Raw genomic sequence first — 25,820 nt, forward strand, 5'->3', positions numbered from 1 at the left:
AGTTTATAATTGAATTCTAATATACTAATTCTGAACCATTTCTGGTTTCCACAAAAATGGGGGTCAGTTCCAAACCGAATGCTTCCCCATAAGTCGGAGCCAGCGCATCCACCAAGGCTTGGCCATATCCCCTTTTTACGATGTTTATGGTACAGCCTCCAAATCCGCCCCCCATCATCCTGGCACCAACAACCTGTGGATGGGATTTGGCATTTTCCACCAGAAAGTCCAATTCCCTGCAACTCACCTCATATTCATTGCTCAAAGCATCATGCGCCAAAAACATCTGTCTGCCCAGTTCTGCTATATTTCCACTTACTAGGGCATCACAGGCCTGCTGAAGACGGATATTCTCCTCTATCACAAACTTCCCTTTGGTATAGGCTGCCTTATCGATATCCTTCACCGTCTCGTTCAACATATCTATGGTCGCATCCCTTAAACTTTTAACCTGCGGATAGACCTCTTGGATCAATGAAACCGCTTTCTCACAGGATTGACGACGATCATTATAAGCAGAAGTTGCTAAAGAGTGCTTAACGTTCGTATTGAGCAGCACGAGCTCATAATCACCCAATTCCAATGGAACATATTCGTAGGATAAATCCCGACAGTCCAACTTAAGCACATATCCTTCCTTGCTCAGTACAGATGCGAACTGGTCCATGATGCCGCATTTCACTCCTGCGAATGTATGTTCTGCCAACTGACCGATCTTCGCAATATCCACCCGATCCAGGTCCAGGTCGAATAGGCTGTTCAGCCCAAATCCAACAGCACATTCTACCGCAGCGGAGGAGGATAGTCCAGCTCCAACAGGTACATCTCCATCAATATATAGATTGAACCCTGAAATGGCCTTATTCCTTTCCTTCAATTGGTTCACCACGCCCAATATATAATTTGGCCAACCCTTATCCGTCGGTTCCACGTCGGCTAGATCAATCTGAAAAGATTCGTTGAAACCTGCTGCGTATAGAAGTACCTCCTCATCATCACGTTTGCCCAATCCTACATAAACCGCCTTATCAATTGCAGTAGGGAGTACAAACCCTTCATTGTAATCGGTATGTTCCCCAATAATATTTATCCGCCCCGGTGATTTGACGACCAAATCCGGATCAACAGCATAAACCTCCTTAAAACGGTCACTGATCTCTTTTCTATCCATTAAACTTTTCTTTCTTTATAATGTATGTTTGATTGATTCCTGATGGTCTCTGCGGCCGTTTCTGGTGTGATATCACGTTGTGGATTGGCCAACATTTCGTACCCTACCATGAATTTTTTAACTGTGGCAGAACGCAATAAAGGCGGATAGAAGTGCATGTGCCAATGCCAGAAACCCTGATCCCCACTATTCACAGGTGCCTGATGCATCCCTGCAGAATATGGAAAGGATGTTTCAAATATATTATCGTATTTGGTGGTCAGTTCCTTCAGTACCTTGGCCAGGTCCTCACATTCTAGCTCCGAAAAATCACGAATGTCCTGCACATGACGTTTGCTGATGATCATGGTCTCGTATGGCCAGGATGCCCAGAACGGAACTAACGCCACAAAATGTTCAGCATCGATCAATATTCTGACCTTTTCCTGAAGCTCTACTTCCAAATAGGCCGATAGCAGACTACGCCCATGTGTGTCAAAATATTCCACTTGTCTTTGTTCTTCCTTTTCGACCTCTACTGGAACGGAATTCTGTGCCCATATCTGTCCGTGTGGATGCGGGTTGCTACATCCCATGATCGCCCCCTTATTTTCAAAAATCTGGATGTATTTTATCCATTCATGCGAGGCCAATTCCTGAAATTCTCCTTTCCAAACTTCTACCACCAACTTCAGGTCCTCTACAGTCATTTCAGGAAGGGTCAGATCATGTCTTGGCGAAAAAGCGATCACCTTACAGATCCCTCTTGCCGTTTCTGCCAGTAATAGATCAGAAACATTGATCTCCCCTTGCCGACTATCTTTCAGCAGGGCAGAGAAATCATTCACAAAAACGAATGGTGCTTTGTACTGGGGATTATGATCGCCATCTGCACGGTTATTCCCAGGGCATAAATAGCATTTAGGATCGTAGGCAGGACGGTTATCGCTGGCTAGATCTTCCACTTGTCCCTGCCAAGGACGCTTACTGCGATGCGGAGAAACCAATATTTTCTCTCCTGTAAGGAGATTGATACGGGTATGGGGTATGTCGTTTATTGCAAACATGGACCGGTTTATTAATATTTAGGTGGGTCTAATATACGAATCAATCCTTATTTCGTGGTTGGTCCGTGTACTTTTAACACACCTTTTTTATCAATTTCCATTTCATCGATAAAAACGACCCTATCCTGCCCGCTCTGTGTAGTCCTTCCATGGTAAACACAATACATTTTCCCTCCTCTTCCTACCAGGATGGAATTGTGCCCGGTTCCTGTCACATCTCCACCCTTTTCGGTGTTCTTCTCCAATACCGGATTATGCTTGGATTTTTTGAACGGTCCCAATGGATTTTTGGAGGTCGCATAGCCTACCGCATAATATTTTCCGGCATAAAAGTTCGCAGAATACATCATATAATAGGTGTCCTGCTGCTTTATCAGGTAGGATCCTTCAGTCCAACGGCGGTTGACTTCCTTGTTGTTTACCGATCGGCTTTCCCATTCTGCCTGTACATCGTCCATTTTCAGTGGTGGTCTCAAAAGCATTTCAGGTTCCCCGATCACCCCACTCAGGTCAGGTTTTAATTCTACCCCATAAACCCAACTCTCCTCGATCTCCGAAAAGATGCCCTGTTGTTTTGCCCATTGGGAAATTTCAGATTCCACGGGATGTTTGTAACAACATCGGGAATAATAGAGGTACATTTTTCCACTTTCCTCCACAAAAACATTGGCATCGATGATGGGATATCCTGGGTCGAAAAGTGGTTCTCCGGTCATATCCACAAATGGTCCGGTCGGCTTGTCGGAAACCGCCACCCCTATTTTATAGTTCTCCAGTTCGTTATTGGGGTTGTTCTTCCAATGTGCCGAATAGAAGAGGTAGAATTTATCATTCCATTTATAGACTTCAGGTGCCCAAAAATCCTTGGTTCCCCAAGCTTTCTCCTGAATGTTGGTATATATTACCCCTTCCTTTTTCCAATCCTTTAGATCACTGGAGGAATAAGCAACAAATCCGTTTTTTGTTCCACCGGTTCCATAAAGATAATATCTGTCGGAGGTATCATCATAAATGATGTAGGGATCACCCAATGCCACTTTTAATGGATTTCCGGGCAAGGTTTCTGGCTGGCGGTTTGTCGGCCGTACAGTAGGCATCGGAATATCGTTCAGATTGGCCTTCCCAGCTCCGATAATTGGCCAGCCATTGTTCCAGTTGACCTCATCCAAAAAAAGCATCCTACGCGAAGTATTGTTGGGCAGTTTTCCGTGTTTTTTGTCTATGCTGTGGTAATAGATCCATTCCTTTCCCTGGTCATCCGCAATGATTCCAGAGGTATGGCCCGGCCCGGCAATTTCCGGAGTCCCTTGAAGGATAAGGGTGCCATGGCCACGCTCTCTAAGATCTCGTCCCTGTTGATCAACATAGGGACCTAATAGCTGTTTGGAACGACCTACCAAAACATGGTATTTGCTGTTTGCTCCTTCGCAACAAGAGCCTTTAGAACCCAAAAAATAATAATATTCGCCCTTTTTATAAATGGTTACCGCTTCAAAATCACCGGCGGCGATCTTGACCTTTTCTGTATTCTTGAGAGTTTTACCATCCTTATCCAATTCTACAGCAAAGGTTCCCTGTTTCGGCCCATCATTGAACGATCCCCAGAAGAGATATTTCTTTCCTTGATCTTCATGATAAAATGGATCGATGGAATTGGGTACATCAATACCCTTGCTACTGAACAATTTCCCTTGATCGATAAAAGGCCCTTTTGGAGAATCGGAAATGGCCAGACCCACTCCAGGGTCTGGATCGCCCCAAGTAGAAAAGGAATAATATAAGTAATATTTTCCGTCCACGTAATTGATATCCGGAGCCCATATGCCCCCGGCATTTTTCCAGGTTGGCTTGGTCTGAAAGGCAGAGCCAACATATTTCCAATTCACCATATCCTTTGATTCCAGAATGGGCACTAACCTAGATCCCTTGCCATCATCCCAATTATCCTGGGTTCCATAGGCATAGTATAATCCGGTTTTTGGATCCTTTATAACGGATGGATCGGCCAGAACAGGTTGGAAAACCGGATTCTTGAAGGTGGGGTCCTTCCTAATTAAAGTAGGGGTTGAGAAGTCTGGCTTGACCCGCATGACCTGTTCGCCCTTTTCCTCTTCAAAATACACCTCACCGATATGCATGATCCTGGGATGGATCCTTTCCTGATCGTGATGGGAATGGAAAACGATCCTTGGCTTTCCGTTTTTATCGATGAAAGTTGCAGAATGCCCCACCCCAACTAGGTCTTTAGGCTTTTGGAAGATAGGATTGGCATCGTATTTTTTCCAAGGTCCAGTGATCTTATCGGAGGTGGCGAAACCTATCCCATAGAACGGGCTTTCATAACTATTAGCGGAATAGGTGAGATAGTATTTCCCATGGTTTTTAATGACAAAAGCGCCTTCGTTTACCCTGGGCCATACCTTTTCCCAATCCTGGGATACCTGGATGACCGGTTTTTCCGTTCCTTTCTTAATATGTAAAAGGTCGGGTTCGAGCTCCGCAATCCATATGTTCAGCCCATCATTGAATCTGTCGTACAGCATATATGGCCTACCTTCATCGATGAACAGCGAATTGTCTATACATTTCTCATCGGCTATCATCGGCTTTTTTTCCTTTTGTGTAAAAGGTCCCAACGGGCTATCGGATGTGGCGACACAGATGTGCTCTTCAGCAGTATAGAACATATAGAACTTACCCTTATGGAAATGCACTTCCGGAGCCCAGAACCATTTTTCCCCCCAAACATCCGCTTTATTTAATGCAAGTTTACGCGTTGGCTCTTTCCAGGTCTCTAGATCATCGGAAGTATACACCCTGATACCGTCAGCACTTGATGTTCCGTAGGCATAATAGGTTCCATCGTAGAGCAGCACAAAGGGATCACCTAAATATACCGGAGAGGTTCCGGGGCTGGCAATTGATCCGATAGGAAAGAATACAAAATGAAGAACATGTAAAATAACGAACAGGATTTTTGGGAATGTGTTTGACATTGCTGAAATTTAGGTTAGGTCGATGGATATAAATCTTCCCCTATTATTTAATCCCGGGAATACTTATCACAAATTTATAGATTAAAGTTAATGTTTTTTTCCTGCTTTACAACACAGGAAATGATCTTTGGGCTGGGATCAAGAACCATCGGGTGGATTGGCACCACAGAAATATACCCCGGTGGGAGAATGGCGGGTCTTTGGATGAATTTCGCTCCCACAACAAACTTCAGATGGACATTCTTGGAACGATGGGGAATCGCTCCGGCGAACCATTTAAATAACATCCCGGAAAATGGGATTGGGAATAACACATGGGTGATCATGATGGGGGAATTCACGGATATTTGTAACCATTGAGAAGGCCATCAAATGAATGCCCGCAATCCATATTCGTCCTGCGGGCGTTACACAAACTATTAATAAGCCCACAATCTATTGATTATTTTTGTCAATCCCAAATAATCGGGTGCCTCCTGAGCCCTATACCTCTCCCAGCCTCTCCGAACGGACAGTTACGAACGAATTCCGAAACCTCCTTGCGTAGGGACAAATGTGTACTGATCCCGTCTCTCAAATCAGACGACCAGCATACCACCCATCGTTGACCATAAAAGTGCCGACTTTGAATCAACTGGACGATCTGTCCGCTGACTCTATCAAGCATCCGACCGCTCATGATGGTATGGACCGGAAGCTTTGGTATACCTGATCTTAACATAGCCCCCTTTTTTCCAGGAGGCTGAAAGGATTAAAAAAATATGCTTGGTTAATATTGAGGTACCCAACCAGGACTCGGGTTTCAGGGAATGAGCGGTCCTTGCAGCCAATTCCTCATCATAGAGAATTGTTCAAGCGGCTATCGGAATGGGTATTCCAATTTTATTATATCCATCAAAAAGTCCCAAATATTTATCCACTGCCTCAGAATTCAGGACACTTGATAGGACCAACCTCGATCTCACCTTTCCCAATTTCAGGGGATCCTACCTAATCTCTGGAGGGGGTAGGGTATCCCTTTCCGCAATATCCAATTTTGTTGCATGATTTTGTACCTCAGCATTCTATTGGCAGGGATTGAGTCCGCATTCCCGTAGTAATACCTTTACAAATTTTTATTTTCACCATGTCCAGCACATCTGTTGACGCCCAAAAACAATTGAAAAGCCTAGTTTTGTGGCAATTAAAAGTTTAATCCTTTTGTTTAAAAGCAGAGTACATCATGGGCAATAAAAAGAAATACATCTCGCCGGAAGTTTCGGTTGTCTATATCAGAATGGAAAATGGCATTGCCGCCGGATCGGCCTCGATTACCCCTGGAGGATCCAATTCCAATTACCAACCAGAAATCGATGACTGGACCACAGATGATGGGTACAACAATTCCATTGACCTTTAACCGGATAAGTAGAAATATATGAAACAACACCTGATATTAATATATTGCCTTTTCTTTTTTTGTTGTTCCTGTAGCAAAGAAAATGATCCGGACGGGACTGCTGGCCAGCAAGGGGATGGGACTTCCATCACCTTTGAGATAAGTGGGATCGACAACGGGACACAGGTCGTAGATGTGAACAGGGAGCAGATTTCCAAAATCCATGCGGCCTCTCATTCCCCACAAAGTATCCTATACCAGAAGCAGGAACCGTTCAATGAATTCTGTGATGCGGTGGTGAGCCTGAGCGAAGTCCCGACCAATGCCCAGACGAGCAAAAAAGTCCTATCCGCCATAGGATCCAGGTCAACTGGTGAACACGGAGTTAAACTTTCGAGCACCGACATGCCGATCGGCAGGACCTACCGGGTCGTACTCTACGAAGGAGGTACACAGGTCGCTACATTGAACGCAACCTCTGGAACAGCCTTCACTTTTTCCGGGGCCTTCCGGAATCGCGTATACACCTGGTTTGCATATTCTTACAACAATTCCGTACCCTTTACAGGGAACTTCGATGATGCCAACCCGAATATTTCGCTTTCTGGCAATTCGGGACTGCTGTACGCGTCGGGAACAATTACAACAAGTAATACGCTGAATTACAACAACAAACTGAACATCCTGTTCAAGGAAAAGTCCGCGATAATAGAACTGGTTGTGGATGCCAGGGGAATGTTCGGAACGATAGGTGATATACAGGTAAGCAATATGACAGCGGGACAGTTGAAGAACGGTGTCCTGAACCTAAGGACAGGAAATTTTGTTTCCTATTCAAACGCACCCTTGGTCAACCGCTCCAATTCGGATTTTGTGAACCATAATGCTGCTCTTTCCGACCAGGTAAGAAGAACGAATTTCTACACTGTAGATGCCCAGAACCAGATCTCGAACTTTAAGGTGAACATTTCCACCTTGACCCTGCGAGGAGATCTCTATCCGGAATGGGGGGATCCCATTGTATTCACAAATCGCGAGTTCACGGTGGCCACACCGTTCACACCACAGCACAATAAGCGTTATAGGGTCACCATAACATTGATAATGACGCCCAAAACAATAGGATCAGGTACTTCCCGGACCGAATGGGCAAGGGGAAACCTATATGTAAAGGGCAGCGGAACCCCCTCTGCGGAATATAGGATGCGTTTCCATGCCGCATCCAATGCCTACAGGATAGTGGCTTCGGGGTCCACCAGTGAGGCAAAAGGTGAATATCTGAACTGGCGGGCCTTATCATCGGGCGCAACTGCGGCAAGTTCGGGAACGAACGATCCCTGTGCATTGGTATATCCTGCCGGTAGATGGAAGATGCCAACAAACACAGACATCAATAGGCTCTCATCGCATTCATCACGACAATTCCGCCATTATGGAGGAAGGGAGACCATACGTTTGTTAAGGTTTGACTTCTCTGGTTCGGATAACCCTTACGATCCCGAAAACAGGCTCTCGTTCCCTTTATATGGATATAGGAACGTGAACAGCTATGCGGTCACCGGATATAATATCTCCTCCTCTGGCACAGCCTATGGCTATTATTGGTCCGGGGATCAGTCCAGTAGCACCAATGCATATATGTTAAGTATCGTTTCAAGCGGTTCTACCTCAGGGAACTTCAGTTTATCCAGTATGGCTAAGAACCGTGGGGCCAATATCAAATGTGTCAGGGACCTGAACTGGACATCTGCCCAGCTCCCTGCCTTACCGGCGGCTGATTATTAAGGAACTGTCCTTCAATGCTGAAAATTCCACAATAGGACATTAATTCTTTTTCCCCTGTGCCTCAAATGTATGGTTGGCCATGTGACTAAAAAATAAGTCCATCCCACCGGGGAGGGGGGATGGACATCACATCTAACTATGCCTGGATGGGCGTACCAACGAATTATATTGGCGAAAAATATGCAGCAAAAATAAGACATATGTCTGATAATGGACAAGTTATCCGGCACGAGTTGTTGAAAATGTAGCTAACCGGCTATCCCCATCAGTTTTGCAGGGCATGGTTTCGGTTAAAGGAGGATATCAGTTACCATCCCATTATTTGATCCTTATACCGGTTGTTTCCATGGCCGTTACCTATTGGAAGGATCAGAATAAATCAAGGGATCGATTTTTTGCCACTGAAGAATCTGGCTCCATATTTGCTGATTATCGGGACATATAAAAATAATTTATGAAAAACTTTAAACTATTATCCCTGATCCTATTGGTTCTTCCGATCTTCTTCTCATCCTGTAGCAAGGACGATGGTCCATCAGATGATCAGGTGGAAAGGAAGGTTCAGTACAAGATCATTGGTTCTGCAGGTGTGAATATCACCACGATCGTCTATTATGATGGTGACACACCCGTTTCAAAGACAGGTTCCTTTGGCAGTGAATGGACCAGTGAGGTGGGCGTATCTACCAAAACACCTATGGCCTCAGCAAATGGCACAGGACCTGATGATGGTTCCACGCTAAAAGCACAGATCATCATTGATGGAAAGGTCGTTAAGGAAAGTGCCCCTTCCACCGGTAAGATCCTACAGACAAATGTTTCCTACTTTTAGGTAGGTCCGTACCACGCGTTCCAGGCCAATCCAATCCGCAGGTGAACCACTCACCCTTTAGATTTGTTATAACTGGTTTTCCTGCTTGGGGGGAATGGCATGGAACGATCGGATATGAACTTTACCAAACATACTTCTTTTTAAGGAACGCTATCAGCTGAGCGTCCCCCTCCTCCATTTCCGTTAACTCTTCCTTAGGAACAGTACCATTAACATCGGTCATCCCTTCCTCCCAAATCACACAGGTAGCATATCGCATACCCGACCTTTGTCATACTCAGGTCCCATAGAAATCGGAAGACGCCTCATCGGTCATTCCGGTCTGAATACCTCAGTGATTCAAACTGATGGAAGAATCTTCCTGAATCCCACTTTTTCAAAAGGATTATCATTTCCAACCAGTACAATTAGGCAATAAAAACGTCCGTGGGGCATGAGGCTCATGGGATTGGAATAGGATCAGGGGAGGTACCATAACGAAAAATAGTTATTGGTAAATAATATCAATTTCCCAATATTTGCTAAAATGACCAACATGATATCTATCGCCATAGTAGAGGATGAAAAATTCTATAACCACACCCTTAAGAGAGTGTTGGACCTGCACAAGGAATTCAACTGTGTTGCCCAGATATATTCAGGAGCGGATGCACTTGTTCAATTACCATCGGTGCGGCCGGACTTAGTTTTGATGGATCTCCACCTAAAGGATTATTTAGGCAGCGATCTGATCAGGCTTTTGAAGGAAAAAATGCCTGAGAGCACATTTGTGGTCATTACAAGCTTTGAGGAGGAAGAGAGAGTCTTTGAATCGCTACGCGCGGGAGCCGTAGGGTATCTGGTAAAAGGGGAAAGTCTGGAAAACATCACCAAAGCTATCCACGAGGCATATAACGGCGGTGTACCGATGAGTAGAACCATCGCACAAAAAGTCCTCAACTTCTTCAGGAAACAGTCTGAAAAACAGAATCGTATACCCGATCTTTCCCCTACTGAGCTAATGGTATTGGAAATAATGGCCAAAGGACAACCCTATAAGGAGATCGCCCATAACAAGCATGTTTCGGTAGAAACGATTAAAAAACATATCAGTAACATCTACAAAAAACTGGGCGTAAAAAATAAGGTGGAAGCAATCAACTTTTTACGGAAGTACGACTAGCGGAAAAACATGTTGAACGAAACTATTTTCAGTCTATTGAATATTGGATTCAACATCTGTTTTATGTTGTATCTGATCTTCAAATACTTTTATGAACAGAACAATAAATATTATCTGTTCCTGGCCCTGCTCAGCCTTTCCTTTACCACAAATTTAATACTTCGCCTGGAGATTGTGAACGGGGATTATACCTGGATCCGTATCTCCAGAAAAGCAGTGGTAATATTTTTCTATGCATTTATCCTATCTTTCCTGGATATACGGCGAAGTAAATTTGTTAGGATTAGTCTGATATCCGGGATGATCTTTATTAGCATAGGGTTGATTTCGAGGCTTTTAATATCAGGTTCCGTCCTTTTTTCATCCATCAATTCTATCTATAGATCCTTATATTCGTTTGTAGATCTGTATATAATAGCAGTGATGATATCTTATGTTTGGAAAAAAAGGACCGGATATTACCTGTACATCCTATATGGCCTTCTTACCGTCATCACCTGTGCGGTGCTGATATATACAGGTGATCAGTTATTCGGCCTCCACCGCTATATTTCCGGATACCTACTGTTCCAAACTGAGATCATAATCTGTTTCTGCTTCTTCTTTTTGGCCATAATTACCAAAGAGAGTGAACAGAAGAATGAAATAGAAAGATTGGAGTACCTGGTGGAGACAGAAAAGAAGGAAAAAGAGAACTCCCTGAACCTTGAGAGGGAGCGCATTGCATTTGACATGCACGATGAACTTGGAGCGGGCCTGTCTGCTATAAAACTACAATCTGAAATCCTTAAGAAACAAGGTTCAAATACCCTAAACCACGATGACCTGGACGCCCTAATCAACATTGCCGACCATATGAATAAGTCCATCCGAGAAATGCTATGGTCAATAAACCCGCAAAACGATAATCTGAAGAATTTCGAGGAATATTGCATTAGATATGGAAGGGAATATTTCGAGCGGACCCCTATTTTATTTAAAGCTGAATCCAACCTACAAGATCCTGGATCCAGTATATATGCAGAGGTTAGGTACAACATGCTATTGATACTCAAGGAAGCTTTCCATAATTGCGCCAAGCATAGCCAGGGCAGCTCAGTGAATTTTTCTATCACCGCAGACTCCCGATCCATCCACATGATCGTTGAAGATAACGGCATTGGTCTTTCGAACGATAGGGCTGAAGGTTATGGCCTAAAGTCGATGAAGAGGCGTGTAGAAAAACTCAATGGGGAAATACGCTTAAGGTCCGATGCGAACGGGACGCAGATCGATATTAAGATCCTTACCGATAATTAGCCTGGGAACACCCTTAGAATGATTCCCTTGAGGGACTTATTTTTTGTGCAAAATGGATCCCAGGTCCTCTCCTTTACCAAATTTCTGACATAGACCCCATGTGGAATTATTATCGATACCACAATTACGTAAACAAAGACCAGTATTATCAAATCTATAGTACCGGATGATAATGGCTTCTGCGCTGTAACCCTTTTTGCTACTGGACTTTACTTTCACAGGTGCAGCACAGCAAGTGAAAATCTTCATGGGAAATTGGAACGACCTGTTCGATTGCCTGAGGAGCGAAGGAGATGACAAAACACCTGGTTGTTAATTTCCATTATATTCCGAATGAGGATCCAGAGCTTCAAATTCCGTCTGGTTGACAGAGGAACTTTCCCATCGTACCACATGTTCACGCATTGGCAAAATTCGCTGATAGGTCCTGTTGTGAAGTCCAGAACAAACCAACAATTAATTTATACAACTTTTTTAGATGTTAGAACAACAAATATATTCCCGATAAGCAATGGTCGGTCGAATTACCTCTACAAAATTTATATAAACTTAAACCCTCTTCTTTCAATAAGATTCTATCACATAGATTTGTCCTCAGAATTACACTACTAAATAAAACATCACCATCATGAGGTACATTGCACCAATGATAACAGTTCTTGAGATAGAGCTGGAATCAGGGATCTGTGCTGGTTCAGCAACAGTTAGACCACATAACCCGAACAACCAGATTATTGAGGAATGGGAAGAGGAAGAAGAGCCAAGCCGCTCGATTGATTGGTAACTTAATAGATAAGATGATGAAGACCCCTAGAAATCTATTGTTAAATTTATTGGTTATTTTCTTTGTTGGTATCCTCCACTCATGTAAACAGGAGAATCAGGACCTAGCCGAAGGTAATCAGGCGAAGGTCGAGGTCACGATATCTTCCCTTGACGAGTCAGAGGAGGATTATTTGACCAAAAATCCGGAAAAAATATCTTCGGCGCCCATCAGGCAGTCTTCAGGATCGATAAATTATTCGGATCATACTTTGGTTGAATATTCCTGGACCCAGGACAAGGGCCCCTTGAAGACCAAACAAAATTCCCTGAAGGCAGATTCGCGGGCTGCTATCAAAAGAAAGCCTTTGGGCAATAATATCGCCTACTCCGTCCTGGTCTATGATGACCAGGGGAACTATGTCACCGAGAGGAACTATAACTACGGTGCTGAAGGTAGTGTGGCGCCCCTACTGTTGGACAGTGAGAAAACTTATACCTTCCTTGCTTTTTCCATAAATTCAACCAATACCCTACCAACGATCATTGATAAGCAAAAACTCTCCACCGTAAAGCTTTCCAAGGTTGCTGGTGATCTGATGACCTTTACAAAGCAGGTCCGCTTGAATGTCGGGGTGAACCTTCTGAGCATAATCCTTAAACACAGGTACAGTTCGATCACAACACAACTGACAGCAGATCCGACGACCGTGGGAACATTCAACAATATTTCTAACAGTTCCATTAAACCGGCATATGAATATGCGACCTATAGTTTCACTGGCGACTCATTTGATTATTTGATGGAAAAACAGACTGGCTGTCCGGTTGTTTTCCCCACATCGCAACTAGGATCAAGGACTATGACAAGTACTCCAAGTTTCCTGATCTCACCGGCCACAACCACTGGGGTCCTAAATTTCGGTACCATAACGATCGATGACGAGACAAAGACCAACTTCTCCATACCAAAAATCAGGATCACCCCAGGGGTAAGCTATACCCTAAAACTGAATTTCAAGACCTGTACGGAAAATGTCGGTAGTGTCCAGGGAATGAACTGGAACTATCCAGAATCCTTTTACGGAGGTGTTTCGGGCATATGGAAGGACAACGTTTTCTACGCAAGGGGGGAAACTATTTCCAGGACCATTATCGCCCCGGGTGCTGATTACGGATTTGTTTTCGATATAACCGAACTCGATAATGCCTTCAATATGGAACTGAACGGCGTAAGGCTTGCTGCTAGGGAAATTCAGTTCGAGAGGGGTGCATCTTCATCCCAGAACATAAGGTTCAAGGACGGATCGCTCTATCAGGGCATAAATTCCGAAGGTGGCAACAATATCGGTGCTGTCTATAATATGAAAGGTACCACCTCAAATCCTCTGGTAAAGGTCGTGATCGGAAAAAAAGGCGAAGTAACGCTATTCGGCTCCAAGGTCTCCGGAGGACCGTTATATGAATTGGAGCTGTTCAATGGGAACACATTCAATACATTCAAATGGAACACTGCCCTACAGGGTGATAACATCATAAAGGTTACGCAATTAGTGGATGGAAGAACCATCCTGGTGGGTAACGGCAGCGGAAAAAAGAAGATCCCCTGCAGTTGATTTCAAGGTTTGCCCATCCATGGGGAACCATTGAAAAATATCCATGGAGAAGACAAATGGTTTAGCCCTCTCCTTTCAAAAAAAACGTTGCGGTTCCAGTGGGGCAGGACTGTTCTAGGTACACACGGAAATGCTGATCAGTTCGTGCACTTCCATGGAAGATCGCCCCACTAATTCCTCAATGGGCCTACTTTTCTCCAGACCAACCGCACCTATGAGATCCAAGCTTACTTTTTGTACCTGGAATCATTCAAGCAGCAGCTTTTGAAGTACCTTCACCTCCAGGGGTTTGGAAAGGAATCCCGAGACAAGGTCATATTCCCTCGACCTTTTTATGTCCAGAGGATCTATGGAGGAAGAAACAATATATATTTTCATCCGATCGCCGATCCTCGGTAATTCCTGCCCGAGCTTGTCCAGGAGTTCCCAACCATCCATCACCGGCATGTTGAGGTCCAAAAGGATTAGCCCATTCATTTCCTTTAAGTCCCTTGATAAAAGATGATCAAGTGCCAGCTTTCCATTCATGAAACCGCTGATGGCTACCTCGGGGGCGATCGTGGATATCTGGACCTTGAGGATCAGTTGAAAAACCTGGTCATCATCAATTATGATCACTTCTTTATTACTCTCCATCTATTTTATCATTTGTGTTTAGTTCTTGGTGGGAACTTTCTGTTACCTCCCTTATCACCGCATCGAGCTCATGTGCAGCATCCTTGATTTTTTCGAGCATCAGACCGTAATGTTGTAGGTCCTGATCCTGCTGCCCCCAGTCTTCAAGGAGCCTTGAGATTGCAAGTATCCTGCTCAGTGGAGCGCGGACCAGATGGGAGTGTATCCAAGAAATCCTCCTTAATGCGGAATTTTTTTTACGTATGGCGACCATGTCGCCAACTTTCTGCGTGATATCCTCCAATAGGATTATGGTTGCCCCATCACTTGGTGAACTTGACTTGGAATGGGCCATTTTCACCACTATCCTATCCTCTGAGCTGGTCCTGTGGATAGCAATATTGGGGATATCGACCATATCCTTGATGAAGGTTGTTTCCGATTGGTTATACTTGTCCTTGGGAACGATAAGCTGACCCAAATCCTTTTTGAGGAACTCTCCATGCGTAAAACCATAGGCATCCAATGCAGCCTGGTTTGCATCCAAAATCCTTCCATCGCTGTTTCTGACCAACAGCACAGCCATTGGGATCTGCTGAAAAAGACCATAGTACTTTACCTTACTCTCTTCAAGTTTTCTCATCTGCATCAGCACATGCTGGAATAGGTTCTCGCGCTGGAGCTCAACCTGGTGGATATTGGTTATGTCCAGACAGCCGCCCAAGAGCCTTGCCTGCGGAATTGTCCCATGTAAGGCCCGTTTGACCCAGCATCTCAGATATTTGACGTTTCCATCCGGAACTATAATCCTTGTTTCGAACACGGACTCCTTGAGATCCTTTTGGATCTGCTGAAATATCCTGGTAACCTTTCGGCGGTCATGGGGGTGTACCATTCGGATGTAGTTCTCGCTGGATGGATGGAACTGAAGGGGATCTTTTTCAAGGATCCTGAAGAGTTCCTCTGACCATTCCAGCTTTCCTGAAGCCAGGTCCCATTGCCAGAATCCGAAGTTTGCCATCTGCTGGACCTGTCTGTTGATTTCAAGGAGCTCTGTTGCCTGGATGGTCTTCTGCCGATGGCCAAGAACCAGTCCCAGCACCGATAGACAGCGATCAAATAGCTCTGAAAGATGTTGATCCCCCATGGCAGGTAGGGATGGATATTCCAATAGCTGGATACCCTGCTTCCCATGCTCCTGAAGTACCAGATGACGACATGTTGGAGCACTGGGCCCATTGATCAGGCTTTGGGGGCCGGCCAGCAAAACATCTCCCCTGTGCGAATGGCTTACAAGAAGAAATGATTTTCCTTCAAATATGGCCTGCATACCTTTCAGGAAATATGATAGGCCGTCCACAAAACCATCATGTTCCAAAGGAATCGATTCCAATAGCCGGCCCTCCATTTCTTTGAAGATATTCCAGCGCTCGTAATCCGATACATCGATCATAACCCCCCGAAGGTAGAGTTTCCCGTTTCCCTGAGGCACAAGTACCACATTGTCTCTTACCCAAACGGAATGCCCTTTCTTATGGACCAACCTATATACGGCATCAAATCTACCTGTGCCTTTCAATTTATCCTCCAATTGATGGAGCGTACTGGACCTATCCTCGGGATGGAGGATCTCTTCCCATTTCCGTCTTGAGCTCATCCATTCCTGCTGGGTATAGCCCAAAATATCAAATACCTTTGGGCTTACATAGGTTGTCTTAAGATCACCCACATCCCCTTCCCAGATGATCGCCTCTATCGAGGAAACCATTTTTCTGAGTCGATCTTCCTCCAACGGATCATTTTTGCCATGGATGCCAGCATCAGGTATTTCTGTAAAATCACCTAGTACTATTCCTGGGGCACTTCCGGATCCCTGAAAGCCTGAGATCAGCCAGATCCTTGGACCCATTCCGTCATCATGGCGGGAGTACAGTAAACGTAATGGAACACCTTGGGAAACACAGGCCTCTAACCTCTTATGGAAATCATCTCTTTCCCCTTGGTCCTTGAAGAGCTCCTTTGGAAAATCTCCATCGTGGTGAATCCCCAGGTCTGCACGAAGTTCAGGTGAGAGGATAAATCTCCCGTCACTTGGATCATAGCTCCATGGTAGAGGGTGGATTGGAAAGGTTGGATGGGATGGGAGGTGGCCCATTCCCGAAGTATTTATGGGATATAGGGCCCGCAGAAGTACCTGTTCAGAATATTCAGGTAACCTTACCATTTTATGCTTTACACGGAAGGACTCCACCTTGAGTTCCGGTGAGAGCTCCCAACGGTGGACCAGATAACCCACTCCTGGCCCTGCAGCGTCTATACCATCAAAAATATTTGCCCAGGGAGTCCCAAAATCCAAAAAGGGGTTATCTGGGAAGACCTCAAAGAAAGGCCTTCCATGCAGGTCCTCAGAAGTTTTCCCTGAATGCTCGGAATATGCCAGGTTACAATCGAGAATAACTGTTCCGGGCCCGTTTACCTTCAGTAGCACCAGGGGTACATCCAAAAAATCACATAAGTCCTTAAATTCCATCAAAAATAGATTAGAAAAATCTGTACGGATTCATACCGGATAGGTGCCTGGAAGTGCCAGTTTCCAATACACAGTCCAATAAAAACCCCATTAACCATTCACGATCGGGACACGACCAATATAATTACAAACAACCATTGCTAAAAGTTCACTAAGTCCCATTTAACCCTTTTTCTCCGGGAAAAGGATTATGTGCATTCCGATGATTAAACTAACATTTTTTTGCCATATTCCGGCATGAAAACAAAATAAATGTTTGAACATGTACCGGCCCTGTTCCTAAACCCCTAATGCGCGGGGTTCTTTGGATTGAGGTCCGAAGGATCCGGATCCCCCGTGCATGGGGCCGGAAATAGGATACGCCTATATCAGATGGTGGATCCCTCCAGGACTGCAAGAATCTGACCCTCCAGCTCATCCAGACTGAATGGTTTGGCCAGGTAGGCATCGGCCCTGGCCATTTTTGAAAGTGATTCCACCTCTGTGTTTGCAGAAACATATAGTACGGGGATCTTATTATACGTATCGTGCTGTTTTAGAAGCTGCGTGGCCTGGACACCTCCAATATCAGGGATCCAATTATCCATAATTATCAGGTCCGGTCGTGACTTTTCCACTCTTTCCAGGACATCGTGGGAGGTCATGGAGCTATTGACATGAAATCCCATTCCCTCCAGGACTATTTCATATATTTCCAGAACATGAGGATCGTCCTCAAAAACCAAGGCAATTTTTTGTTTCATAGCTTTCAAAGATATATTTTTTTATATATTTTCTGGTCCGAAATCTGCTTATACTGATTCTTTATACCTGAAAACTGGATTGTTTCCCTGGACCCAAGGCACAGGTAGCCGGATCCCTCTATGTTTCTGTTAAAATTATCAAGTACCATTTCCTGGAGCTCCCTTCCGAAATATATCAGTACGTTGCGGCAGGATATCAGCTGAAAGGAATTAAAGGCACTTTCTGAGACCAGGTTGTGCGAAGCAAAGATTATTCTTTCTGAGAGGGACTTATCGAACTGTGCATAACCATAATTTGCGGTATAATAGGTCGAAAAATCCTCCTTCCCACCTGCAAGAAGATAATTTCTCGAATAGGTCCTTAACATGTCCAAGGGATAGATCGCTTTTCGGGCCATCTGAAGACAGTGGGGATCGATGTCTGTGGCATAGATGGTGCATTTATGGTAGATACCTGCCTCCTTGAGCATGATGGCAAAAGAATAGGCCTCCTCACCCGCGGCGCATCCGGGCACCCATATGCGTACGCTCGGGAAAGTGGCCAGATAAGGGATAATGTCCTTGGTTATGGCACTGTAGAATTTTGGATCCCTGAACATTTCCGAATAGTTTACTGTGACCTGCTGCAGGAATCGATCTAGAAATCCGTCCTTCTCAAAAACCTCTATCCACGCCGCGGGATCCGAGGATAACTTATTCTCGGAGAGGAACCTGGAAACACGCCTGTACAGCGAGGGCTTGCTATAACCCCGGAAATCGAGTCCGAACTTCAGGTAGAGTTCCTCGAGGAACCGATCGATTTCTTGAACCTGGGACCTCATTCTACCTGTTTGCCGTCTGTACTGAGCAGTCTTTCAATTTCTGCCAGCAACACCTCCAGGTCGATGGGTTTGGAAACGAAACCGTCCACACCGGAATCAAGGCACCGTTGCCTATCTCCTGCCATGGTACGTGCCGTGACCGCGATGACCCCTACGGTCCGTTCAAGCCCTTGTTCCCTTATCATTTCCATCATTTCAAAACCATCGATTTCAGGCATCATCATATCCAGTAATAAGATTCCGATCGAGGGGGTCTGGATGAGGAATTCCATCCCCTGTTGGGCCGTGGTGCAGCTAAGCACATCATAGCCCTTGACCTTAAGGGCGTAACTAAGGGCAAAAATATTCCGGGGATCGTCGTCGACGATCAAGATCTTGGTTCGCTTATTCATGTTTCATTTTTTTAACTGGCGTACATCCATACCCTTAATAGGGATATCAACTGATCAACATCCACGGGTTTGGAGATATAGTCCGAGGCTCCAACCGCAATGCATCTTTCCCTGTCCCCGGACATGGCCTTGGCGGTTACTGCTATTACAGGTAGATCCGAGAACCTCCTATCTTTGCGCAATTTACTGATGGTTTCGTATCCATCAAGATTGGGCATCATCATATCCATGAGAACGATATCGATCTCCGGATGGAGCTCTAGGGCCTCCAGCGCCTCCTTACCGTCAAGTGCAGAGAACACTTCCATTTGGAACCTTTCGAGCGCTCTGGTAAGGGAGTAGATATTTCGGATGTCGTCATCCGCGATCAGTACCTTCTTATTGTTGAGTACCTCACCCAATGAGCCATAGGCTTTCTTGCGAAGGGCTTGGTCATTTGGTTTTTCATCTATCAGGTGCAGAAAAAGACTTACCTCATCAAGAAGCCTCTGGTAGGACTGTGCGGTTTTAACCACAACCGAATCTGCATAGCCCCTGATCCTTAGCTCCTCCTTGCTGGAGAGGTTCTTTCCCGTGAAGACAATGATCGGAAGGCTCTCCAATCCCTTGACGCTTTTTATCGCTTCCAGTGCCTCATAACCTATCCTATCGGGAATTCCCATGTCCAGGATCACACAATCTGCATTTCCTTGGGTAAGTGAGTCTACGCTGTCCTTAACATTGTCCCTTATTTCCGATACGATATTGAAGTTATCCAGGAAATAGGCGAGTGCTTGGGCATGTTTAGGGTTTTCCTCTATTATCAGAACCTTCTGGCTGCCCTTTTCCAATGCCCTCTCAATTGTCGAGAACATGCCGCGCATCTGTTGGAAGGCGATCGGCTTGTTGATGAAATCGATGGCGCCCTTTCTGAGGCTCTCTTTCCTGGCCTCCTGTGAACTCATCATATGCACCGGGATATGCCTAGTGGATGGAGTTCCCTTGAGCTGTTCCAACACCTGCCAGCCATCCATTACCGGAAGTTGGATATCCAGTAGAATGCAAACCGGCATTAGGTTGACCGCTATGGGAAGGACGTGATCACCTTGAGTAACAACGATCCCCATATAGCCGTTCTTACGTGAATAATCCAATAGTGCCTTGGCAAAACCTATATCATCCTCAACAATCAGAAGGAACCTGCCGCCTTGGCCCACGGAATACCTATCGTCGGCGACAGGTTCGGGTAAAGCGGCCAGATCGAACCCTTCAGGGGGAGTTACCGGCAAATTTTGTAGGGGCTCCTGGATCTCTGGTTTCGCAATGGGACCTTCATCGGGACTGCCTGTATCCATGGATAGGTCCAGCGGGAGACGAAGGGTAAATGTACTCCCCTGATTCTCTACGCTCTCGACACTCAGGTCCCCTCCCAAGAGTTTGGCAAGCTCCTTACTGATGGACAGACCGAGACCTGTTCCTCCATATTTCCTTTTGGTCGAACCGTCGGCCTGTTGGAAAGCATCGAATATGATCTTCTGCTTTTCCACCGGAATTCCAATGCCGGTATCCCGGACCCTAAAAGTGACCTCTTTCTCCGAGGAGGAAACCTGGATGGAAACAGTTCCTTGATGGGTAAATTTTAGGGCATTGGAAATAAGGTTCCGGAGTATCTGCTCCAATCGCAATCGGTCGGAATGGAAGGATGACAGGCCAACCTCCTGAATGTTGTAATCGATCTTCAGGTCTACCCCCTTATCCTTGAATAGAGGGTCGAACATACCCTTGATATCCCTGCTCAGTGAAGGGATATCCACCTGGCGGATTTCCAGCTGCATCTTCCCCGCTTCGATCTTGGAAAGGTCGAGGATCTCATCGATCAGGTTCAGAAGACTAGAGCCAGATGTCCAGATCACCTTACAGGATTCCATCTGTTCTTCATCCAGGTTGCCCTGTTCATTCTCCGAAAGGATCTTCGAGAGAAGCAATATGGAATTCAATGGTGTGCGCAGTTCGTGCGACATATTCGCAAGGAACTCGGATTTGTACCTGGTACTCATGGCAAGTGCCTCGGCACGTTCCTTGATCTCCATATTCTGTACCGCGATCCTTTGGTTCCTTTCTTCGAGCATCGTACTTCGCTGCTCGAGTTCCTGGTTAAAGTTTATCAGTTCTTCCTGCTGTACACGCAGTTCCTCTTCAGAGACCCTGAGCTTTGTGGCCTGCGCTTCCAGTTCGGTATTCAGGTTCTCGAGCTCCACCTGCTGAACCTGGAGTTCTTCGGTTTGGGCCTGGGTCTCCTCCAGTAGGTCCTGGATCCTTTTCCTGTTCTCTGCCGCAGCAAAGGCCAGTCCGATACTCGAATTCACCATCTCCACCAGATCAAGGGCATTTGGTCTGAATGGCCCCAACTTTCCCAATTCGATGACCGACACCGCTCTTCCCTCATGGAGTATGGGTATGACCAATATCTGTTCAACAGGAAGGTTTCCCTGGGAAAAGGAAATAAAGTTTCGCGAGGGATCTTCCAGCCCGGATACCAACCGGGTCCGACCCTCCGAGAAGACCTGTCCAATGATCCCCTGCCCGGGAATGAAGGAGTCCCTAATCTCCCCGTCCATCCCGGCAGAATGCACCAGGTCCAATGTTCCCCTATTGAAAAGGTATAGACTTCCGTTGGAACATTCCAGATAATCCATTAGGAATGCAAGGACCCTCTGCGATAGTTCCTGAAAGGTAAGATTACCCATTATATGCTGACCTAAGGTGGCCAGGCCTGTCTTTTTCCACTGACTTTCCTTCAGTTCATCAAAGGAGGCCTTAAGGGACTGGGTCATCCGCGAGATGGATTCTGCAAGGTTGCCAAGATCATCCTGGTTGAAGTCCTGCACACTCAGATCGTACTGTCCATGGGATATCCTGTTTGCGATCTCCTTTATACTGTTGATCCGACCACTGATCTCCCTATCTTTCTCAATTAACTGTAACTGCAGGAGGTTCCTTTTGGAAAGATCCGCCCTCAATCTCCAGAAAAGTAGCCCTGTGATGATCAGCGAGAGCATGGATGCCACGATAATGAAGGCCCCCGTGCTTTTGGAGGAGGATTCGAGTTTACGGCTATGATCCTCAAGTACAGCCTCTTCCCTGGAAATTATGTCGCCTATGATTCTCCTGGATGAATCCATCAGCGATCTTCCCTTTCCCAAGGTCGTCATCCACTGGGCATCGCCTCGGACCTTCTGGTCCATGACCTGGTCCAAGATGTCCATCCGTTTCCTGGCAATATCACCTAAGGAATCGAAACGCTGTTTCTGGAGGTCCCTATCCGAAAAAAAGGCCCCTGCCTGTTCGATGTTTATCAATAGCGAGTCCTTGCTCCTTCTGTATGGGGCAAGGTATTTGGGATCCCCTGTCAGAAGATAGCCCCGCTGGCCCGTTTCCGCATTCTGGAGGTCCAATAGGATCTGGTTCATGGAGACTATGGTATATTTTGTTCGGTCCACGAGGGATTTATTGGCCTGCTGGTCCTTTAGGCTCAGGTATGTTATTACCGAACAGCTGATCATAACCAGCACCGAAAAGGCAAAACCCAATTGAAGATTGAAGAGTTTCCTATTGTTCATTGTCATATATTAAAGGGATCTTAAAATAAAACGTACTGCCGAGCCCCGGTGTACTTTCAACGCCACAAATTCCTCCGTGGCCCTGAATGATCTCCTGGCAGATGAAAAGCCCTAGGCCAAGGCCCTGGAATTTTACCGAGGATTCCTCCACCCTGTAGAACTTATTGAATACATAGGGTAGTTTTTCCGGCGGGATTCCAATTCCACGGTCGGTCACGCTTATCTTCAGCTCCCCATCTGAGATCTCGGTGGATAGTTCCACCCGGTCATGGTTGGGAGCATATTTTACCGCGTTGCCCAGAAAATTGTTGAGCACCTGTTCGATCCTGATCTGGTCACCCAAGATCTTTTCCTTAAGTGGTTCCCCATGCCTGGTGATCTCTACACTACGCTGCGGGTAGGATTGCACTACGCCCATGCAAACATTTTCGATGACTTTTTCCAGATCAAAAAATTTTTTCCTCAGTTTGATCCTACCTTCCTCAATGTTCGCTACATCAAGCAGATCAGTAACAAGGGCATTGAGCCTTTCGGATTGCTCCAGAGTTTTCTTAACAAATCCATAGGCTTTGGTGTCCTGGGAATCCTTAAGGCTTCTTTCTGCCAGTTGGGCGTATGCCCGGATCCCGGTGAGCGGTGTTTTTAGCTCATGGGATGCGATACTGATAAAGGCATCCTTTTTCTTCTCTATCCTTTTATGGTCCTCAATATCTGTAAAGGTCCCTACCCAATTAAATTCCCCACCGGGTAGATTCACCGGAGTGATCCTCAAAAGATGGTACCGGAATTCATCGGAAATTAGGTTCTTGATCCGAACTTCCCTTTGGTATGTTTCACCGACATAGGTTCTTCCCAGCCATTCGGCAAGATAACAACTCTCCCCGGGCCATCCCTGGGGAAACTCCGTTTGGGAGGTCGAGTAATCGTACCACTTCTGGTTGGTGAATTCGATCGTGCCCGATCTGTCGGTGGTGAAGGCGATCTGGGGAATGGATTCAAGGATCCCCTGCAGGTATTCAGATCTGTTCAAGAGATTCTGCTCGGCACGTTTTCTCACTTCCACCTCATGCCTAAGCGCCTCCTTTGTATTGATGAGCATCTGGTTCTGCTCGTATAGCCGGTAGAATGTACCAACCTTCAACAGAAGTATCTCCGGATCGATCGGTTTGGTCACATAGTCTATCCCTCCACTCTGGTAGCCTTTGGCAATAAAACTCTTATCGCGATTAACCGCCGTAAGGAAGATAATCGGGATGTCCTTTGTCCTATTGAGCCCCTTGAGGGTCTCTGCTACCTCGAAGCCATCCATATCAGGCATCTGCACATCCATGATTATCAGTACATAATTGTTCCTGATTGCCAATTTCAGCGCTTCTTCCCCTGAGGGCGCAGAATCTGTCTGATAGCCCTTGGATTCAAGAAGCCTCTTCAACGAAAAAATATTCTCCTGGATATCATCCACTATAAGTATCATGGCAACCGGTTTGATGTGCAGGACCAAAAATAGTAAGTTATTTCCAAAAACAATGGATAAAGTGTCCCATTGAATGCCGATTTGGGTTAAATTGCCCAGGGAGAAGCGTACCAATTCTAGTTGCAACTGTCCAAACCGCCAACTTCTGGTCAGTTCGATCTCAAGGGAAGGGCAAAAATGGGGAGGGTATATGTTCCGGGGACAACGAATGGGCCATCTAGGGCAGGGATGACCAAAATGCCCACAGTCTTGCCATATCCATACGGCAAAAGGGGATCCAAAGATCTGAAACCCGTATCAAGAAATATGGGTGGAGGGGCAGATTCCAGAAATATCGGCCTATGCCCGAAGAAGTTCAAAAATAGTTATCTCAGGGGCTATACCTACCCTCCCAGGGTATCCCAGGAAACCAAATCCAGTATTTACGTAGAGCTGTGAATTGCCTTCTCTGTAAAGGCCCGCCCATTCCTTATAAATATATTTGGCAGGACTCCATTGGAAGTTCTCCCCACGTACTCCGAACTGCATTCCATGGGTATGGCCTGCAAACATAGCGTCAATATCTGTATCCAATACCTGCGCACGCCAATGGGATGGATCATGCGACAACAATAATTTCACGGCCTTATCTTCCGTGCCGACCAGAGCCTTCCGTAGGTCGCCTTTTTTGGGAAAACGTCCCGTACCCCAGTTCTGGACACCTACAATAGCAATCTCTTCGTTCCCCGCTTTCAATGTCCGGTTTTCATCCATAAGCAGATCCCAACCCATCACTTTATGAGTTTCGATGACATCCTGAAGGTTCTTACGTTTCGCTGGAGAATCCGTCGGACCATAGAAATAATCGCCATAGTCATGGTTGCCAAGGGTGGAGAAAACACCCAATGGGGCCTTGACCCTACTGAAGATATCCTGGTAATCACGCATTTCATTCGCTACGTTGTTCACCAGATCCCCGGTAAAGAATATGGCATCCGGCTTTTCCTGCAATAGCATCTCGACACCGCCCAGAACAGCTTTTTTATTATAGAATGAGCCCGAATGCACATCAGAGATCTGGCCGATCCTTAGACCATGGAACTCTTTGGGAAGATTCGGAAGGATTAATCGTTGGCGCCTTATGCGATAGTCATATGCTGTAGAGATTACCCCCCAGGCCAATGGGACCATCGGTAATGCCGCCACTATGATCCCGGATTTCAGCAGAAAATCAGATCGTGAGATGCCTTTTTTTGGGACCTCGGGGAGAGGTTCCTCCAACTCCTCGAGCCTTTCTTGCAGATTCTGTCCTTTCCTACCCGAGAATAGGCGCGAAACCCATATCCCCCCCCTTCGCAGATCATCGATGACAAGAACCACTGCATAGATAAATTTGCTCACCGCCGTGATGAAGAAGGCAACAAGTATGATGGAACGGACCATCAGTGGGATGGAATATGCAAAGGAAATATAGAGACCGACCAATAGGATAAGGGAATAGCCCCACCATAGGATCGTAAACCATCTGGTACGCATGAACTTGATTTTTGTTGCCCGCAGGGCAAAAAATATATAAAAGTCCAAGAGGAATAATATGACCGCGTTTAACTTTAACATCTA

At 45.8% G+C, this 25,820-nt stretch carries 20 protein-coding genes; 9 read left to right on the top strand and 11 right to left on the bottom strand.

Annotation, left to right across the window (positions count from 1 at the left end; genetic code table 11):
- Positions 1-16: 16 nt before the first annotated feature.
- From galK to E3D81_RS17520, 3 genes are read right to left on the bottom strand one after another with little or no spacing between them, the layout of a single operon-like run.
- Complete coding sequence (galK, locus tag E3D81_RS15460) at positions 17-1,171, bottom strand: galactokinase (RefSeq protein WP_134778099.1); 1,155 nt, start codon at positions 1,169-1,171, stop codon at positions 17-19.
- Positions 1,171-2,217 (bottom strand): UDP-glucose--hexose-1-phosphate uridylyltransferase, encoded by a 1,047-nt coding sequence (locus E3D81_RS15465; protein ID WP_134778100.1) that lies wholly within the window; start codon positions 2,215-2,217, stop codon positions 1,171-1,173. Before E3D81_RS15465 ends, galK begins: the two co-directional genes overlap by 1 nt.
- A 47-nt stretch (positions 2,218-2,264) precedes the next feature.
- On the bottom strand, positions 2,265-5,213 hold the full coding sequence (locus tag E3D81_RS17520; protein WP_245153238.1) for a family 43 glycosylhydrolase: 2,949 nt from the start codon (positions 5,211-5,213) through the stop codon (positions 2,265-2,267).
- A gap of 120 nt (positions 5,214-5,333) precedes the next feature.
- Between E3D81_RS17520 and E3D81_RS17285 the strand changes: the two genes are divergently transcribed.
- The 9 genes from E3D81_RS17285 (at position 5,334) to E3D81_RS15510 (ending at position 14,047) form a co-directional block, all read left to right on the top strand.
- On the top strand, positions 5,334-5,573 hold the full coding sequence (locus E3D81_RS17285; RefSeq protein ID WP_167554335.1) for a hypothetical protein: 240 nt from the start codon (positions 5,334-5,336) through the stop codon (positions 5,571-5,573).
- Between the two features lie 862 nt (positions 5,574-6,435).
- Positions 6,436-6,612 carry a hypothetical protein gene (locus E3D81_RS17290; RefSeq protein ID WP_167554336.1) on the top strand — a complete coding sequence of 59 codons (177 nt, stop codon included), beginning with the start codon at positions 6,436-6,438 and terminating at the stop codon, positions 6,610-6,612.
- Positions 6,613-6,630: 18 nt separating this feature from the next.
- Positions 6,631-8,376 (top strand): hypothetical protein, encoded by a 1,746-nt coding sequence (locus tag E3D81_RS15490; RefSeq protein ID WP_134778102.1) that lies wholly within the window; start codon positions 6,631-6,633, stop codon positions 8,374-8,376.
- Positions 8,377-8,656: 280 nt separating this feature from the next.
- Positions 8,657-8,821 (top strand): hypothetical protein, encoded by a 165-nt coding sequence (locus E3D81_RS17295; RefSeq protein WP_167554337.1) that lies wholly within the window; start codon positions 8,657-8,659, stop codon positions 8,819-8,821.
- Positions 8,822-8,830: 9 nt separating this feature from the next.
- Positions 8,831-9,208 carry an MmpS family transport accessory protein gene (locus E3D81_RS15495; RefSeq protein ID WP_134778103.1) on the top strand — a complete coding sequence of 126 codons (378 nt, stop codon included), beginning with the start codon at positions 8,831-8,833 and terminating at the stop codon, positions 9,206-9,208.
- A 526-nt stretch (positions 9,209-9,734) separates the two neighbouring features.
- On the top strand, positions 9,735-10,370 hold the full coding sequence (locus E3D81_RS15500) for a response regulator (protein WP_209023077.1): 636 nt from the start codon (positions 9,735-9,737) through the stop codon (positions 10,368-10,370).
- A 9-nt stretch (positions 10,371-10,379) separates the two neighbouring features.
- Positions 10,380-11,669 carry a sensor histidine kinase gene (locus tag E3D81_RS15505; RefSeq protein WP_134778105.1) on the top strand — a complete coding sequence of 430 codons (1,290 nt, stop codon included), beginning with the start codon at positions 10,380-10,382 and terminating at the stop codon, positions 11,667-11,669.
- Positions 11,670-12,297: 628 nt separating this feature from the next.
- Positions 12,298-12,453 carry a hypothetical protein gene (locus E3D81_RS17300; protein ID WP_167554338.1) on the top strand — a complete coding sequence of 52 codons (156 nt, stop codon included), beginning with the start codon at positions 12,298-12,300 and terminating at the stop codon, positions 12,451-12,453.
- A gap of 13 nt (positions 12,454-12,466) precedes the next feature.
- The gene (locus tag E3D81_RS15510) at positions 12,467-14,047 is read left to right on the top strand and encodes a hypothetical protein (RefSeq protein ID WP_134778106.1); all 1,581 of its coding nucleotides are present in this window, start codon (positions 12,467-12,469) and stop codon (positions 14,045-14,047) included.
- A 246-nt stretch (positions 14,048-14,293) separates the two neighbouring features.
- Here E3D81_RS15510 and E3D81_RS15515 read toward each other — a convergent pair whose 3' ends face one another.
- From E3D81_RS15515 to E3D81_RS15550, 8 genes are all read right to left on the bottom strand, one after another.
- Positions 14,294-14,683, bottom strand: coding sequence for a response regulator (locus tag E3D81_RS15515; RefSeq protein WP_134778107.1), 390 nt, complete (start codon positions 14,681-14,683; stop codon positions 14,294-14,296).
- The gene (locus E3D81_RS15520) at positions 14,673-17,192 is read right to left on the bottom strand and encodes a PAS domain-containing protein (RefSeq protein ID WP_134778108.1); all 2,520 of its coding nucleotides are present in this window, start codon (positions 17,190-17,192) and stop codon (positions 14,673-14,675) included. Before E3D81_RS15520 ends, E3D81_RS15515 begins: the two co-directional genes overlap by 11 nt.
- A gap of 368 nt (positions 17,193-17,560) precedes the next feature.
- Positions 17,561-17,935, bottom strand: coding sequence for a PleD family two-component system response regulator (locus E3D81_RS15525; protein WP_134778109.1), 375 nt, complete (start codon positions 17,933-17,935; stop codon positions 17,561-17,563).
- 5 nt (positions 17,936-17,940) lie between these two features.
- Complete coding sequence (locus tag E3D81_RS15530; RefSeq protein WP_134778110.1) at positions 17,941-18,756, bottom strand: CheR family methyltransferase; 816 nt, start codon at positions 18,754-18,756, stop codon at positions 17,941-17,943.
- On the bottom strand, positions 18,753-19,148 hold the full coding sequence (locus E3D81_RS15535) for a response regulator (protein WP_134778111.1): 396 nt from the start codon (positions 19,146-19,148) through the stop codon (positions 18,753-18,755). Before E3D81_RS15535 ends, E3D81_RS15530 begins: the two co-directional genes overlap by 4 nt.
- 11 nt (positions 19,149-19,159) lie before the next feature.
- Positions 19,160-22,747 carry a response regulator gene (locus tag E3D81_RS15540; protein ID WP_134778112.1) on the bottom strand — a complete coding sequence of 1,196 codons (3,588 nt, stop codon included), beginning with the start codon at positions 22,745-22,747 and terminating at the stop codon, positions 19,160-19,162.
- On the bottom strand, positions 22,737-24,221 hold the full coding sequence (locus E3D81_RS15545; protein WP_134778113.1) for an ATP-binding protein: 1,485 nt from the start codon (positions 24,219-24,221) through the stop codon (positions 22,737-22,739). Before E3D81_RS15545 ends, E3D81_RS15540 begins: the two co-directional genes overlap by 11 nt.
- Positions 24,222-24,560: 339 nt before the next feature.
- A complete protein-coding gene (locus tag E3D81_RS15550) occupies positions 24,561-25,817 on the bottom strand; it encodes a metallophosphoesterase (RefSeq protein ID WP_099365392.1) in 1,257 nt (418 codons plus the stop codon).
- Positions 25,818-25,820: the final 3 nt, after the last annotated feature.

The sequence above is a fragment of the Sphingobacterium sp. CZ-2 genome (genome assembly GCF_004526235.1).
Taxonomy (GTDB): domain Bacteria; phylum Bacteroidota; class Bacteroidia; order Sphingobacteriales; family Sphingobacteriaceae; genus Sphingobacterium; species Sphingobacterium tenebrionis.

What these genes read in the sequence shown, in the direction of transcription:
- E3D81_RS15500 (WP_209023077.1), top strand. Translation starts at nt 9,735, where the DNA reads ATGACCAACATGATATCTATCGCCATAGTAGAGGATGAAAAATTCTAT.
- E3D81_RS15505 (WP_134778105.1), top strand. Translation starts at nt 10,380, where the DNA reads ATGTTGAACGAAACTATTTTCAGTCTATTGAATATTGGATTCAACATC.
- E3D81_RS15490 (WP_134778102.1), top strand. Translation starts at nt 6,631, where the DNA reads ATGAAACAACACCTGATATTAATATATTGCCTTTTCTTTTTTTGTTGT.
- E3D81_RS17285 (WP_167554335.1), top strand. Translation starts at nt 5,334, where the DNA reads ATGATCTTTGGGCTGGGATCAAGAACCATCGGGTGGATTGGCACCACA.
- galK (WP_134778099.1), bottom strand. Translation starts at nt 1,171, where the DNA reads ATGGATAGAAAAGAGATCAGTGACCGTTTTAAGGAGGTTTATGCTGTT.
- E3D81_RS15515 (WP_134778107.1), bottom strand. Translation starts at nt 14,683, where the DNA reads ATGGAGAGTAATAAAGAAGTGATCATAATTGATGATGACCAGGTTTTT.
- E3D81_RS17520 (WP_245153238.1), bottom strand. Translation starts at nt 5,213, where the DNA reads ATGTCAAACACATTCCCAAAAATCCTGTTCGTTATTTTACATGTTCTT.
- E3D81_RS15535 (WP_134778111.1), bottom strand. Translation starts at nt 19,148, where the DNA reads ATGAATAAGCGAACCAAGATCTTGATCGTCGACGACGATCCCCGGAAT.
- E3D81_RS15520 (WP_134778108.1), bottom strand. Translation starts at nt 17,192, where the DNA reads ATGGAATTTAAGGACTTATGTGATTTTTTGGATGTACCCCTGGTGCTA.
- E3D81_RS17300 (WP_167554338.1), top strand. Translation starts at nt 12,298, where the DNA reads ATGAGGTACATTGCACCAATGATAACAGTTCTTGAGATAGAGCTGGAA.
- E3D81_RS15465 (WP_134778100.1), bottom strand. Translation starts at nt 2,217, where the DNA reads ATGTTTGCAATAAACGACATACCCCATACCCGTATCAATCTCCTTACA.
- E3D81_RS15540 (WP_134778112.1), bottom strand. Translation starts at nt 22,747, where the DNA reads ATGAACAATAGGAAACTCTTCAATCTTCAATTGGGTTTTGCCTTTTCG.
- E3D81_RS17295 (WP_167554337.1), top strand. Translation starts at nt 8,657, where the DNA reads ATGGTTTCGGTTAAAGGAGGATATCAGTTACCATCCCATTATTTGATC.
- E3D81_RS15550 (WP_099365392.1), bottom strand. Translation starts at nt 25,817, where the DNA reads ATGTTAAAGTTAAACGCGGTCATATTATTCCTCTTGGACTTTTATATA.
- E3D81_RS17290 (WP_167554336.1), top strand. Translation starts at nt 6,436, where the DNA reads ATGGGCAATAAAAAGAAATACATCTCGCCGGAAGTTTCGGTTGTCTAT.
- E3D81_RS15545 (WP_134778113.1), bottom strand. Translation starts at nt 24,221, where the DNA reads ATGATACTTATAGTGGATGATATCCAGGAGAATATTTTTTCGTTGAAG.
- E3D81_RS15510 (WP_134778106.1), top strand. Translation starts at nt 12,467, where the DNA reads ATGATGAAGACCCCTAGAAATCTATTGTTAAATTTATTGGTTATTTTC.
- E3D81_RS15530 (WP_134778110.1), bottom strand. Translation starts at nt 18,756, where the DNA reads ATGAGGTCCCAGGTTCAAGAAATCGATCGGTTCCTCGAGGAACTCTAC.
- E3D81_RS15495 (WP_134778103.1), top strand. Translation starts at nt 8,831, where the DNA reads ATGAAAAACTTTAAACTATTATCCCTGATCCTATTGGTTCTTCCGATC.
- E3D81_RS15525 (WP_134778109.1), bottom strand. Translation starts at nt 17,935, where the DNA reads ATGAAACAAAAAATTGCCTTGGTTTTTGAGGACGATCCTCATGTTCTG.